15 protein-coding genes are annotated in these 11,671 nt (G+C 63.0%); 7 read left to right on the top strand and 8 right to left on the bottom strand.

Going from position 1 to position 11,671, the window contains the following annotated elements:
- The first annotated feature begins 121 nt into the window (after positions 1 to 121).
- Both BBJ66_RS26120 and BBJ66_RS26115 read left to right on the top strand, forming a co-directional pair.
- A complete protein-coding gene (locus tag BBJ66_RS26120) occupies positions 122 to 1,951 on the top strand; it encodes a DUF882 domain-containing protein (protein ID WP_049734683.1) in 1,830 nt (609 codons plus the stop codon).
- A 189-nt stretch (positions 1,952 to 2,140) separates the two neighbouring features.
- Positions 2,141 to 2,689 (top strand): GNAT family N-acetyltransferase, encoded by a 549-nt coding sequence (locus BBJ66_RS26115; RefSeq protein ID WP_244511748.1) that lies wholly within the window; start codon positions 2,141 to 2,143, stop codon positions 2,687 to 2,689.
- Positions 2,690 to 2,745: 56 nt separating this feature from the next.
- Here the strand turns inward: BBJ66_RS26115 and BBJ66_RS26110 are convergent, their stop codons facing one another.
- The 3 genes from BBJ66_RS26110 to BBJ66_RS26100 all read right to left on the bottom strand — a co-directional run bounded on the left by BBJ66_RS26110 (position 2,746) and on the right by BBJ66_RS26100 (position 4,228).
- Positions 2,746 to 3,009 (bottom strand): DUF2312 domain-containing protein, encoded by a 264-nt coding sequence (locus BBJ66_RS26110; protein WP_003585771.1) that lies wholly within the window; start codon positions 3,007 to 3,009, stop codon positions 2,746 to 2,748.
- A 90-nt stretch (positions 3,010 to 3,099) separates the two neighbouring features.
- Complete coding sequence (locus tag BBJ66_RS26105) at positions 3,100 to 3,405, bottom strand: DUF1244 domain-containing protein (RefSeq protein WP_071090878.1); 306 nt, start codon at positions 3,403 to 3,405, stop codon at positions 3,100 to 3,102.
- Between the two features lie 34 nt (positions 3,406 to 3,439).
- Positions 3,440 to 4,228: an N-formylglutamate amidohydrolase gene (locus BBJ66_RS26100; RefSeq protein WP_071090875.1), complete on the bottom strand. Its 789-nt coding sequence runs from the start codon at positions 4,226 to 4,228 to the stop codon at positions 3,440 to 3,442.
- A gap of 201 nt (positions 4,229 to 4,429) precedes the next feature.
- Here BBJ66_RS26100 and BBJ66_RS26095 point away from each other — a divergent pair, with 201 nt between their 5' ends.
- From BBJ66_RS26095 to BBJ66_RS26085, 3 genes are all read left to right on the top strand, one after another.
- Positions 4,430 to 4,915, top strand: a complete 486-nt coding sequence (locus tag BBJ66_RS26095) for a DUF1036 domain-containing protein (protein ID WP_088937611.1) — start codon at positions 4,430 to 4,432, stop codon at positions 4,913 to 4,915.
- Positions 4,915 to 6,354 (top strand): pyruvate kinase, encoded by a 1,440-nt coding sequence (gene pyk / locus BBJ66_RS26090; RefSeq protein WP_049734679.1) that lies wholly within the window; start codon positions 4,915 to 4,917, stop codon positions 6,352 to 6,354. Before BBJ66_RS26095 ends, pyk begins: the two co-directional genes overlap by 1 nt.
- A gap of 172 nt (positions 6,355 to 6,526) precedes the next feature.
- A complete protein-coding gene (locus tag BBJ66_RS26085; protein WP_049734678.1) occupies positions 6,527 to 7,162 on the top strand; it encodes a LysE family translocator in 636 nt (211 codons plus the stop codon).
- A gap of 2 nt (positions 7,163 to 7,164) precedes the next feature.
- Here the strand turns inward: BBJ66_RS26085 and BBJ66_RS26080 are convergent, their stop codons facing one another.
- The 3 genes from BBJ66_RS26080 to BBJ66_RS26070 are packed head-to-tail and all read right to left on the bottom strand — an operon-like array spanning position 7,165 to position 8,539.
- Positions 7,165 to 7,722: a DUF4865 family protein gene (locus BBJ66_RS26080; protein ID WP_049734677.1), complete on the bottom strand. Its 558-nt coding sequence runs from the start codon at positions 7,720 to 7,722 to the stop codon at positions 7,165 to 7,167.
- A complete protein-coding gene (locus BBJ66_RS26075) occupies positions 7,719 to 8,123 on the bottom strand; it encodes a cupin domain-containing protein (RefSeq protein WP_071090872.1) in 405 nt (134 codons plus the stop codon). The genes BBJ66_RS26080 and BBJ66_RS26075 overlap by 4 nt, the downstream gene beginning before the upstream one ends.
- Positions 8,120 to 8,539, bottom strand: a complete 420-nt coding sequence (locus tag BBJ66_RS26070) for a tautomerase family protein (RefSeq protein WP_071091208.1) — start codon at positions 8,537 to 8,539, stop codon at positions 8,120 to 8,122. The genes BBJ66_RS26075 and BBJ66_RS26070 overlap by 4 nt, the downstream gene beginning before the upstream one ends.
- A 116-nt stretch (positions 8,540 to 8,655) precedes the next feature.
- Here BBJ66_RS26070 and BBJ66_RS26065 point away from each other — a divergent pair, with 116 nt between their 5' ends.
- Positions 8,656 to 9,549, top strand: coding sequence for a LysR substrate-binding domain-containing protein (locus BBJ66_RS26065; protein WP_071090869.1), 894 nt, complete (start codon positions 8,656 to 8,658; stop codon positions 9,547 to 9,549).
- A 30-nt stretch (positions 9,550 to 9,579) separates the two neighbouring features.
- Here the strand turns inward: BBJ66_RS26065 and BBJ66_RS34650 are convergent, their stop codons facing one another.
- A complete protein-coding gene (locus BBJ66_RS34650; RefSeq protein ID WP_128146138.1) occupies positions 9,580 to 9,780 on the bottom strand; it encodes a hypothetical protein in 201 nt (66 codons plus the stop codon).
- Between BBJ66_RS34650 and BBJ66_RS26060 the strand changes: the two genes are divergently transcribed.
- Positions 9,779 to 10,585, top strand: coding sequence for a phytanoyl-CoA dioxygenase family protein (locus tag BBJ66_RS26060; RefSeq protein WP_071090866.1), 807 nt, complete (start codon positions 9,779 to 9,781; stop codon positions 10,583 to 10,585). The two genes, BBJ66_RS34650 and BBJ66_RS26060, sit on opposite strands and share 2 nt — an antisense overlap.
- A gap of 105 nt (positions 10,586 to 10,690) precedes the next feature.
- On the opposite strand, the gene BBJ66_RS26055 is transcribed toward BBJ66_RS26060, so the two are convergent.
- The gene (locus BBJ66_RS26055; protein WP_049734673.1) at positions 10,691 to 11,665 is read right to left on the bottom strand and encodes a threonine ammonia-lyase; all 975 of its coding nucleotides are present in this window, start codon (positions 11,663 to 11,665) and stop codon (positions 10,691 to 10,693) included.
- Between the last annotated feature and the right edge of the window lie 6 nt (positions 11,666 to 11,671).

Below are 11,671 nucleotides of genomic sequence, written 5' to 3'. Positions count from 1 at the left end.
TAGTGGCTCGTTCACTATGTAAAGAAAAGGTTGATCATGTGTGGCATTTTTGCCATCGTGTGACCGCATTTGACAGTCATCTGAGACAGTACGGGACATTGTCTGTCTGACGGGGATCGAGTTGCCGAATCTGAATGGGAATTACAAGCCTTGGCGCTTGAGCTGGCGTTTGTGCGCCGACATCTGCGGAAAGGCAGCAAGGACGGCAGCGGCCGCCCTTCTTGCGCTCGCGGTTTCCTCACCGGTATTCGTCAGTACCCCTTCTGAAGCAGCGGGCGACACCCGCAGCCTCAAGCTCTATTTCATCCATACCGGCGAAAAGGCCGTCATCACCTACAAGCGCAACGGCAAGTTCGACCCCAAGGGTTTGGAGCAACTGAACCGCTTCCTGCGCGACTGGCGCAAGAACCAGCCGACGAAGATGGATCCGCGGCTGTTCGACCTGATCTGGGAAGTCTATCGTCAGAGCGGTTCGAGGGATTATATCAACGTCGTCTGCGGTTTCCGTTCGCCGGGTACCAACGAGATGCTGCGCGGCCGTTCGCGCAATTCGGGCGTCGCCGAAAAGAGCCAGCATATGCTCGGCAAGGCAATGGACTTCTTCATTCCGGACGTCAAGCTCGCGACATTGCGTGGGATCGGCATGAAGATGCAGGTCGGCGGCGTCGGCTTCTATCCGAAATCGGGTTCGCCCTTCGTGCATATGGATGTCGGCGGCGTTCGCGCCTGGCCGCGCATGAGCCGCGACGAGCTGGTCCGGCTTTTCCCGAACGGCAACACCATTCATATTCCGGCTGACGGCAAGCCGCTGCCGGGCTATCAGCAGGCGATGGCCGACTATAAGCGCCGCGTCAGCGGCACGCAGATCGAGATCGCCAGCGCTTCCGAATCGGCGCCGAAACACAAGACGCTGTTTGCTGCGCTGTTTGGCGGCGGAGCGGACGAGCAGGAAGACGATTCGGACGATTCGACGCCCGTTGCCGTCGCCAAGGCGACGCCGCCGAAGGCCGAGCCGGCGCCTGCCGAGCCGCAGCAGACCGAAGTCGCCGATCTGAACGCGCCGGTGCCCCAGGTTCGCCCGGCATTCAGCAACCAGCCTGCCGGCAGCGACGTGGCGAGTGCGCTCATCGCGCCGCCTTCGGGTAACGCCGCGCAGCAGGCTCTTGCAGCGGCCCTTCCTGCCGACCAGGCCCAGCCGCAGCAGTTTGCCGATCTCAGCGCCTATAGCATTCCGGTTCCCTCGCTTCTCGGCCCGCGCCGCGCGCCTGGCGACGCCGAGGTTGCGTCGCTGACGGGCGATAACGGTCTGCCGGTTCCGACGCCGATCGAACGCCCTGCCGTTGCCGAGAACCTTCTTGCCGCGGCCGATGCCGATCCGGAAGCCGAGGCCGACGAAGCCGATCAGGATGCCCTGTCTCCCGCCGTCGCCGATGCGCTCGAGCAGCAGCGGAACGAGGGGGAAAGTCAGATCGCGTCGAAGGCGCCTGAGATGACGGTGGAGCAGGCGATCAATGCTGCGATGACGCAAAAGCCACCTGCCGCAAAGCCGCCGCTCGAACTCGCAGCCTTGGCGCCGATGACCAAATCAGCAAGCTTTGGCGACGGCTTCGACGAACCGGCCGCCGAAAGCGCCGTGACCCAGGCACTTCCTGCCAAGGGCCGTCGCCCGACTCAGAAGGAAGCCGCCGCAGCCGATGCCGGCCGCACCACGGTTCGTACCGAGCCGAAGCTGACGGAAAAGATGATCTCGCAATGGGCACTGACCAATGCCCGCCTCGAAATGGCCTCCAAGCAGGTCAAGGCGCCGCGTTTCGTCAGCCAGACTATGCGCGCCCAGCCGACCGCCGTCTATGCCGAGGGCTTCAACGTCAAGACCGCTTCGGTCGATCCTGCCCGCTTCAGCGGCACGGCTGTGAACTTCATGGAAGTGCGCAAGTTCAACACGAACTGAGCCTGCGGAACATCGAAGTATCGGAAGCTGCCGATGCGATCTGCAGCCACTAGCCAATTGTGGATTCCATCGACGCAACGCGCCCGGCCCACTCGGGGAGGCACATTGCGGCCATTGTCCTTGCCGAAACTATCCTCCTGAAGCATTCTGCACGCTCTATCCGCTCGAGGATCGAAGGGAGAGAGTGTCGTGACAGAGCGTGCTTTGCCAGCCGCGTCGGTGATTGGACGTGCGCACCGATCTGACGCTGAAGCCTTGTCCAACTTCGCGGTACGACTATTCCGCGATACCTACAGCGACGACACAGCAGCATCCGATCTCGAATCCTATATCGACGAGCATTTCAGCACGGAACGCCAGGCGGTCGAGATCGACGATCCTTCAGCCGCCGTTTTTGTCGCGATGGCCGATGATCTGATCATTGGATATGCGTATGTCGTCGTGCGCTCAGCCGATGGACGCTCTGCTCTTCTCAATCGAATTTACGTCGATGCCAGGTGGAGGGGACGCGGATTGGCTGGCGATCTTCTCGACCCCGTTGTCGGCGAGGCCGGGCAGCGTGGCGTTACACACTTGAAGCTGACGGTGTTCGAACGGAATAGTCGAGCCTTGGCATTCTACAAGCGGGTCGGATTTGCTGCGATAGGCAGCACGACATTCATGGTTGGCGAGGACCCGCAGACTGATATCGTGATGCAATTGGACCTGATCGGACGGCTTAACGGCGGATCAGCCTGAGAAAGAAAAGCCGCCGGAAGGTCCGACGGCTTTATCGATATCGGCGATGTAGCGGATCAGCCTTCCGGCGGCGATTCGATCATGCCGAGTGCGTGCAGGTAGGTGTCGAGGATGGCTTCCTCTTCCATGCGCTCCTGCTCGTCCTTCTTGCGCAGCGCCACGACCTTCTTCAGGATCTTGGTATCGAAGCCCATTCCCTTGGCTTCGCCATAGACGTCCTTGATGTCGTCGGCGATGGTCTTCTTTTCTTCTTCCAGCCGTTCAATGCGCTCGATGAAAGCGCGAAGCTGGTCGCGGGCGACGCCATGAGCATCAGACATCGTGTTCTCCTGGTTGGGGATGATCAATTTTGAAGGCACGTGACTGCCGCGAAGCGGCGTCACGGTCAAGCCCGTTGTCGGCTGCCTAAGCTATTTGTGTGGGTTGTTCAGTTCAAAAGCAGCCTTTTGCACAGGCGAGGCTTCGTTCTGGTGAAGATTCTTCCAATCCTCATAAGGCATGCCGTAGACCATCTGGCGCGATTCGTCCCTGGTCATCGGGACACCTTCGGCCTCGGCGGCTTCGCGATACCAGTTCGACAGGCAGTTGCGGCAAAAGCCGGCCAGGTTCATCAGGTCGATATTCTGAACGTCGCTGCGGTCCCGAAGATGTGCGAGGAGGCGGCGGAAGGCGGCGGCCTCGAATTCGGTCTGCTGTTTCTTGCTGAGCGTGCTCATCTCGCTCTCCTTTCTACCAATCGGGGCCAATCCTTCAATAAGGACCCGTGCGCGAGAGATGGACGTCGTATTCGTGCAAGGTCGGATCGGCATTCATCGCCGCAAAGATCGGCGCCAGGCGTTCGGCCCATGCTGAGATGCCGCCCTCGTCTGCGATCAGATCCTGGCGCACCTCGAGCAGCGTATGCGGGATGCCTGTCATCATGCAGTGGCGGTACATGGTATCGCCCTTCAGCGCGCCGTCATAGGGTTCGTTGTCGCCGACGATGAGATCGGGATCGGCGCGCAGCAGGTCGAGCAGCGGGCCGACGGCGCGGTGATCGCTGTCCCAGAGCACGGCGGCGTGCCAGGGGCGGGGAACGCCCTTCCAGGCCGGCGTGAAGGAATGCAGCGACAGCACCAGCGGCGCCCGGCCGGTGGCGTTCGCCACCCTGTCGATCGTCGCGGCGACGGCATGATGATAGGGTCGGTGGAAGATTTCGATGCGGTCGTTCCACTCCTGCGGCGTGATCGGATGATTGCCTGGTATGATCGCGCCGTCCGATATTTTCATGATCAGCGTCGGATCGTCCTCGCCGCGGTTCGGGTCGATCAGCAGGCGGGAGAAGCCGCCGAGCACCGCGGGTACACCGAGGCTCGCCGAGAGCTGCCGCGTCAGACCCTCGATGCCGATGTCATAGGCGATGTGACGGGCGAAGGCCGCCTCCGGCAGGCCGAGCCGGCCATAGCGCGCGGGAAGGCGGTTCATCGCGTGATCTGCGAGGATCACCATGCCTTTGTCATGTTTGCCGGATAGAATTTCGAAGGATTGGAAGTCGTCCATCAGGAATTACCGATCGTCATTGCACAGCCGGGCGCAGTGATCGCATGCGTCTGCGCCACGTTCAAGCGCCGCAGTCGGACAGAGGCTGAGCCGGACCCCCGACGGGCGGTTTGGGAAAGGAAATATAATCGATTAGCATTGCGTTGACTTTCGCTTGACGGCGGCGCAAGAAGACACGGATACGAATAACCGTGGAGCTATTTGGGAGCCGTGTTGATCCAAGCCGCGCCAAGTTTCCTCACGCGGTCCGGACCGCTGGTCCGTCTCGCTCTGTTCGCTCTTGCAGCTGTCATGCCGTTTTTTATCGCAGATGCCGCACGCGCCGATTTTCGCGTCTGCAACGGAACGCAAAATCTCGTCGGCGTCGCGATCGGCTATCGGGCCAAGGATGGCTGGATGACGGAAGGCTGGTGGCAGGTGCCGGCAACGACCTGCGCCACCTTGATCGAGGGAGAATTGCAATCGCGTTATTATTACCTCTACGCAGAGGACGCCGCCCGGGGAGGACGTTGGACGGGTGACGTGCAGATGTGCGTGGCGGAAAACGAGTTCAAGATCACGGGCGTGCAGGATTGTTATGCCCGCGGTTACCAGAAGATGGGATTCAAGGAATATGACACGGGCCGCCAGGGCAGCTGGATGGTCCAACTCTCCGACACCCCAGGGACGCAAGAAAGCCAGAATTGATGAAGCGTAATCGCAAAATTAAAATCCTCGCCACCCTCGGGCCAGCCTCCGCCGAGGAATCGATGATCGAGAAGCTGCACCAGGCCGGTGCCGATGTCTTCCGCATCAATATGAGCCATGCGAGCCACGACGTGATGCGCACGCTGATCCAGCGTATCCGCTCGGTCGAAGCCCGCTCCGGCCGGCCGATCGGCATTCTCGCCGATCTGCAGGGACCGAAACTGCGTGTCGGCAAATTCGTCGACAGCAAGGTCGACCTGAGGCCCGGCCAGACCTTCACGCTCGACAACAACGAAGCGCTCGGCGATCAGAACCGCGTCTATCTGCCACATCCCGAGATCCTGGAATCGGTGCAGCCCGGCCACCGCCTGCTGATCGACGACGGCAAGCTGGCGCTGCGCGCAGAAAAATGCGACGGCAAGAGCATCGTTTGCACCGTTATTTCGGGCACCCGCATCTCCGACCGCAAGGGCGTCAGCCTTCCCGACACGCTGCTCGGCGTCGGCGCGCTGACCGACAAGGACCGCGCCGATCTCGACGCCGTGCTTGCCACCGACGATGTCGACTGGGTGGCGCTGTCCTTCGTCCAGCGTCCCGACGACCTTGCCGAAGTGCGCAAGATCGCCCGCGGCCGTGTCGGCCTGATGTCGAAGATCGAAAAGCCGCAGGCGCTCGAGCGTATCGAGGAAATCATCGAGCTTTCCGATGCATTGATGGTCGCCCGCGGCGATCTCGGCGTCGAAATGCCACTTGAATCGGTTCCCGGCATCCAGAAGCAGCTGATCCGCGCCTGCCGCCGTTCGGGCAAGCCGGTGGTCGTCGCCACGCAGATGCTGGAATCGATGATCTCGGCGCCGGTGCCGACGCGCGCCGAAGTCTCCGACGTCGCAACCGCCGTCTTCGAAGGTGCGGATGCCGTCATGCTCTCGGCCGAATCGGCCTCGGGCGACTATCCCGTCGAAGCCGTCTCGACCATGGCGTCGATTGCCACCGCCATCGAGCGCGAGCCGCATTATCCCGGCATCATCTATGCCCAGCGCGCCCAGCCGGAAGCGACCGGTGCCGATGCGATCTCGCTGGCCGCCCGCCAGATTGCCGAAACGCTGAAGCTGTCGGCGATCGTCTGTTACACGTCGTCGGGCACGACAGGCCTTCGCGCCTCGCGTGAGCGTCCGCAGGTGCCGATCCTGGCGCTGTCGCCGATCATCAAGACGGCACGCCGCCTTGCCGTCGTCTGGGGCCTGCACTGCGTCGTCACCCATGACGCGACCGATCTCGACGACATGGTCAACCGCGCCTGCCGCATCGTCGCGGACGAGGGCTTCGGCAAGCCGGGCGACCGCATCATCATCTCGGCGGGCGTGCCGCTCGGCACGCCCGGTGCCACCAACATGATCCGCATCGCCTATATCGGCTCTGACGGCCAGAGCGGCATCTGATCCGATCGTATCCGTTCGAAGCCCGCCGCCTCAGTGAACTGAACCCCCGAAGGTTGATATCCAACTTTCCGGGTTCAGTTCACAGGAGGTGGCGGGCTTTTTCTTTGACGGGGCGGCATTGCCAAGGGCTGCGGTGCATGCAAGTTTCGATCCCTGGGTTCGGAGGATCATCATGGATATCGTCACGCTTCTGGCTTTCGCAGCCGTTTCCTTCGTCGGCATCGCCACACCGGGGCCTACGGTGCTGCTGGCGCTGACCAACGGTTCGCGGCATGGCCTGCGCCGGGCAATTGCCGGCATGATCGGCGCGGTGCTTTCCGATTTCGTGCTGATCGGCGCCGTCGCGATCGGGCTCGGCGCCTTGCTGGCGGCATCGGAATTCTGGTTCTCGATGCTGAAATGGGCAGGTGCCGCCTATCTCGCCTTTCTCGGCATCATGCTGCTGCGCTCGAAGGGCACGATCGATGCGGCGCTGAAGCCTGGGGCGCCTGCGGGGGCGGCGTCGCCCGTCTCGATCGGACTGAAGAGCTTCATGGTCGCGGCGACCAATCCGAAGGGCTATCTGTTCTTCTCGGCCTTTCTGCCGCAGTTCATCGATCCGGCCCTGCCGCAGGCAACGCAATATGCGTTGCTGGCGCTCACCTTTGCCGCGCTCGATTTCCTCATCATGTTCGGCTACGCCTTCTTCGGCTCGCAGGCGGTGCGTTTCCTGAAAACCTCGGGCGCCCTCTGGCTGGAGCGCGCCTGCGGCGGTGCGCTGCTGGCGCTGGCCGGCTCGCTCGCCCTCTACCGCCGGGCCACCGTTTGAGTTCAGGTTCGAGCCAGGGATAGGTGACCGACGCGATAGGCCAGCATGTGCTTGCCGCTCTCGGGGAGCTCTCGCCATAGCCTGAAGCGTACCTGTGTCCATGTCGTGGGCTCAAAACCGCAGAGGGAGGCAAGGGCGCGGCCTGTCGCAACCTCGGCTTCAGCCTCAGCGCTTTCGGCGCTGCGAATATCGGCAAGCGGTGCGTAAGGCTCGATTTGCAGGATCTCGCGGGTGGCAAACCTGGCTGCGGCGATATCGGGCGAGATTTCCGCCCGCCAGACGATCCAGGTTTTTACCTGCGGCCAGCCGAAGGCGCCGGCGAGCGTTTGGAAAGCGGGGGCGCAGAGGAAGTCGCTCGCCCCTTCCGGCTTTTGCCAGAGATAGAAGGGTGCGTAGAGGTTTTCACGGCTGGCGAATTCGCCTCTGCGGGCGCTGAGATAGGCCTTGAAGCTGAGATTGGGAAAGCCGTCGAGCAGCGGACCTTTGTCGCGGATTCGGTGGTCGATGATCGACATGTCGTAATCGGCGGGCAGGGTGAAGCCGTATTGCATGGCGATCATGGTCGTGCCTCCACCGGCTGCAGCCATTCGACGATGCTGCCGTTTTCCGTCGCCTGAATGCTGAGATAGCCGAAGGGGCTGTCGTCTGCGGCACCGTGCCAATGGCGCTCGCCGGGCGCAAACCAGACGGCATCGCCGGCGCGCAGTCCCTCGACGGGACCACCCTCGCTCTGCGCCAGTCCATGCCCCGAAAGCACGTAGAGCAACTGGCCTCGAGGGTGCGTATGCCAGCGGGTGATGGTGCCGGGTTCGAGTGTGGCGCGCATGGCAGTGTTTTCGCCGTCGGCGCCGCCTTCGAGCAGCATCTCGACCCAGAAAGGCGCGGTTGCGACACCCTCCGGCGAGCGGACCGCCTTTCCGGGGCGCCTGACGGTCATCGCCTTCGGGTTCGAAGCGCTCATCTTTGACCTCCTGCCACCCGCAGCCGCCAGTCGGGGTCTGTCATTTGGGCGATGCCGTTGCCGAAGGACCAATCATCAGGGGCGCTGGTGCTGATGACGACCATCACGTCCTCGGGCCGGAGACCCGGTGATTGGCTGAGCAGATCGGCCAGCCGCCGATAGAGCGTCGCCTTCATCTCGGCCGTGCGGGGACGACCGATGGTGATCGAGATATAGACGAAATCGTTGGAGCGCGGATCGGCGAGATAGCTGCGGTCGAAGATCAGCTCGTTTTCGTCATGCTGATGGATGGCCTGGAAGCGGTCGTTTTCGGGCACGTCGAAGGTCTCGACCAAGGCGCGCTGGATGGTGTCGGCGAGTGCAGCGAGATAGTCCGGCGATTTGCCTTTGCGAAGGGAAATGCGAACGAAGGGCATCAGGATCTCCATGGTTCAGGCCGTCATCAGCCTTGACAGCGGTACCATCGCACGGCACGATGATGCTGAAAATCAGAATATTCTGAACAAATGATCCTGAAAATTGGTACTGTACGATGCGGCGAACGATCTTCGATCTCGATGTGCTCCGAACCTTTTCGACCGGCATGGAGCTCGGCAATTTCGCCAAGGCGGCCGGAAAGCTCGGACGCTCCACCTCGGCGGTCAGCGCGCAGCTGAAGAAGCTGGAGGAGCAGGCGGGTACGCCGATCTTCCGCAAAGCGGGACGCGGGCTGGCGCTCACCGATGCCGGCGAGACGATGCTCGGTTATGCCAGGCGGCTGCTGGAGTTGAACGACGAGGCGGCTGCGGCCGTGCATAGCATCGAGCTGGAAGGCTGGGTGCGGCTTGGCCTGCAGGAGGATTTCGGCGAGACCCTGTTGCCGGAGGTGCTCGGCCGCTTCGCGCGGGCGCATCCGAAGGTCCGGATCGAGGCACGGGTGGTGCGCAATGTCGAACTGCTCGAGCGCGTCACCTCAGGCAAGCTCGATCTGGCGCTTGCCTGGAGCGACGGCGCGCTGACGGCGCATTGCGAGCGGATCGGCGAGGTGCCGATGCGCTGGATCGGACCTGCCGAGGGATCGCCTGGCTGGCATGCGGCAAGCGGCGAGCCGATGCCGCTCGCCTCGCTGGAGGCGCCGTGTCTGATGCGCAGCGCGGCGACCCGGGCGCTTGACGCGGCCGGCATTTCCTGGCGGCTCGCCTTCGTCAGCCCCAGCCTCGGCGGCCTCTGGGCAGCGGCGGCGGCGGGTCTCGGCATCACCATCCGCACACCAATCGGCCTGCCGGCAAAGGTCCGGCCGCTGGCGCCGGAGACGATCGGCCTGCCTGATTTGCCAAAGCTCGGTCTGGTCCTGCATCGCGCCGAAGCCGAACCGCAGCCGGCTGCGGCCCGGCTTGCCGAGCTCGTGCTGCAGTCGGTGCATGGCGCGCTCAGCGGGACGGCCTGACATCTTCGCATTGACCCTGCGGTCGCGGGGCTATAGCTTTGGCTTGTTATGAAAATGATCATTCTCAATATCGCCACGGCCTTCTTCTTGAGCCTTTAAAGCTCTGCCTTCGGGCATCGGAAGATGCGGTCGCTTACCAGCCTTCGCGGCTGGCGCGTTGCCGTTGGTGTAACCACCCTGCATCTGGCCAAGGAAAGAGCCTGCAGGTTTGGCGATAGAGAGATATTTCATGACATCAAATGTTTACCCGCCGGCGCTGAGCGCTGCGCAGATCGAGCAATTCATCGAGGATGGCCTTATCCGGATCGACGAGGCTTTTCCCCGCGAATTGGCGGAGGAAGCTCGTGCCATCATGTGGCGCGATATACCCTTCGATGCGGATGAGCCAAGAACGTGGACGCAGCCCGTCGTGCGGCTTGCCGGCTATGGCGGAGGACCGTTCGAGAAAGCCGTCAACACACCGGTATTGCATTCGGCGTTCGACCAGCTTGTCGGCAAAGGGCGCTGGGAGCCACGCAGCGGGCTTGGAAGTTTCCCGGTGCGATTTCCCCATCCGGACGATCCCGGCGATGCCGGCTGGCATGTCGATCTGAGCTTTCCCGGTGTGGCATCCGATCCGAACGAGCAACGCGACTTTTCCGCCTGGCGGGTGAATATCACCTCGCGCGGGCGGGCGCTGCTGATGCTTTTCCTGTTTTCGGATGTCAGAGAGGAGGATGCGCCGACCCGCATCCGTATCGGCTCGCACAAGGATATCGCGCGCCTTTTGGCGCCGGCGGGTGAGGCGGGTATGGCGCATCTCAGGTTCGAGCATGTCGGCGAAGACCGGCCGCTGGCCTTGGCGACTGGGCAGGCGGGCACGGTCTATCTGTGCCACCCGTTCCTTATCCATGCAGCGCAAATGCATCGCGGCAAAGAACCGCGCTTCATGGCGCAGCCCGGCCTGGCGCCTTCCGAACCTCTTCGGCTCGAACGGGAGGACGGCGCCTATTCGCCGGTCGAGATGGCAATCCGCCGGGCGCTTCACTCCATCTGACAGCTGATGAGGCATTCGGCTCGAAAGAGCCGGATGCCTCACGACTTGCATTTGTTATCGGGCGTCCCCCGGGCGGCGGGCTGCCTTGGCTGCCTGACGATGTCCTCAGCCGAAGCGTTCGAGTGCCATGGCGAAGATATCGGCATCGACGTTGCCGCCCGATGTGACGGCGACGATCGTGTCGCTTTCCAGCGCCTCGCCGTGGAAGAGGGCGGCGGCGAGTGCCACCGCGCCGCCGGGCTCGACGACGATCTTCAGCCTGACGAAAGCGAGCGCCATGGCGCGCAGCGCCTCCTCGTCGGTAACGACGATGCCGGCGCCGGCGAGGCGCCTGAGGATCGGGAAGGTAATATTGCCGGGCTGTGGCGTCAGGATCGCATCGCAGAGCGAGCCGGATATCGACGCGTTGCGTTCGATCCTGCCGGAGGCGAGCGAGCGGGCGGTGTCGTCGAAATCCTTGGGCTCGCAGGGGCGGACGCGAAAGCCGGGAGCGCTGGCTTCGAGCGCAAGTGCGATGCCGGAGGTCAATCCGCCGCCGCCGCAGGGCACGAGGACTTCGGCTGATGTCACGCCTTCCTCTTCCGCCTGCTCGGAGATTTCGAGGCCGGTCGTGCCCTGGCCGGCGATGACAAGCGGTTCGTCGAAGGGCTTGATCAGCGTCAGGCCGCGCTCGGCCGACAGCTTGGCGCCGATCGCGTCGCGATCCTCGTTGACACGGTCGTAGAGGACGACGTCGGCGCCGAAGGCGCGGGTGTTGGCGATCTTCAGCTTCGGTGCGTCGCTCGGCATGATGATGACGCAGGGGACATTGTGCAGCTTGGCGGCAAGCGCGACACCCTGGGCATGGTTGCCGGAGGAGAAGGCGATGACACCCTTCGAGCGTACCGCCGGATCGAGGCCGGAGACGGCTGACCAGCCGCCGCGAAACTTGAACGAGCCGGAATGCTGCAGGCATTCGGCCTTCACGAAAAGGCGCCTGCCGGCGATCTCGTTGAGGAAGGGAGAGGAGAGAAGCGGCGTGCGCCTGACGTGACCGCGCAGACGGGCGCGGGCGGCGACAATCATTTCGATGCTGACCATTCGGGA

Source organism: Rhizobium sp. RSm-3, from assembly GCF_001854685.1.
Lineage (GTDB): Bacteria > Pseudomonadota > Alphaproteobacteria > Rhizobiales > Rhizobiaceae > Rhizobium > Rhizobium ecuadorense.
This window is presented reverse-complemented; position numbering and strand designations above follow the sequence as displayed.

Coding starts and splice junctions, on each gene's coding strand:
- BBJ66_RS26110 (WP_003585771.1), bottom strand. CDS start 3,009: ATGTCTGATGCTCATGGCGTCGCCCGCGACCAGCTTCGCGCTTTCATC.
- BBJ66_RS26105 (WP_071090878.1), bottom strand. CDS start 3,405: ATGAGCACGCTCAGCAAGAAACAGCAGACCGAATTCGAGGCCGCCGCC.
- BBJ66_RS26100 (WP_071090875.1), bottom strand. CDS start 4,228: ATGGACGACTTCCAATCCTTCGAAATTCTATCCGGCAAACATGACAAA.
- pyk (WP_049734679.1), top strand. CDS start 4,915: ATGAAGCGTAATCGCAAAATTAAAATCCTCGCCACCCTCGGGCCAGCC.
- BBJ66_RS26085 (WP_049734678.1), top strand. CDS start 6,527: ATGGATATCGTCACGCTTCTGGCTTTCGCAGCCGTTTCCTTCGTCGGC.
- BBJ66_RS26080 (WP_049734677.1), bottom strand. CDS start 7,722: ATGATCGCCATGCAATACGGCTTCACCCTGCCCGCCGATTACGACATG.
- BBJ66_RS26075 (WP_071090872.1), bottom strand. CDS start 8,123: ATGAGCGCTTCGAACCCGAAGGCGATGACCGTCAGGCGCCCCGGAAAG.
- BBJ66_RS26070 (WP_071091208.1), bottom strand. CDS start 8,539: ATGCCCTTCGTTCGCATTTCCCTTCGCAAAGGCAAATCGCCGGACTAT.
- BBJ66_RS26065 (WP_071090869.1), top strand. CDS start 8,656: ATGCGGCGAACGATCTTCGATCTCGATGTGCTCCGAACCTTTTCGACC.
- BBJ66_RS26060 (WP_071090866.1), top strand. CDS start 9,779: ATGACATCAAATGTTTACCCGCCGGCGCTGAGCGCTGCGCAGATCGAG.
- BBJ66_RS34650 (WP_128146138.1), bottom strand. CDS start 9,780: ATGAAATATCTCTCTATCGCCAAACCTGCAGGCTCTTTCCTTGGCCAG.
- BBJ66_RS26055 (WP_049734673.1), bottom strand. CDS start 11,665: ATGGTCAGCATCGAAATGATTGTCGCCGCCCGCGCCCGTCTGCGCGGT.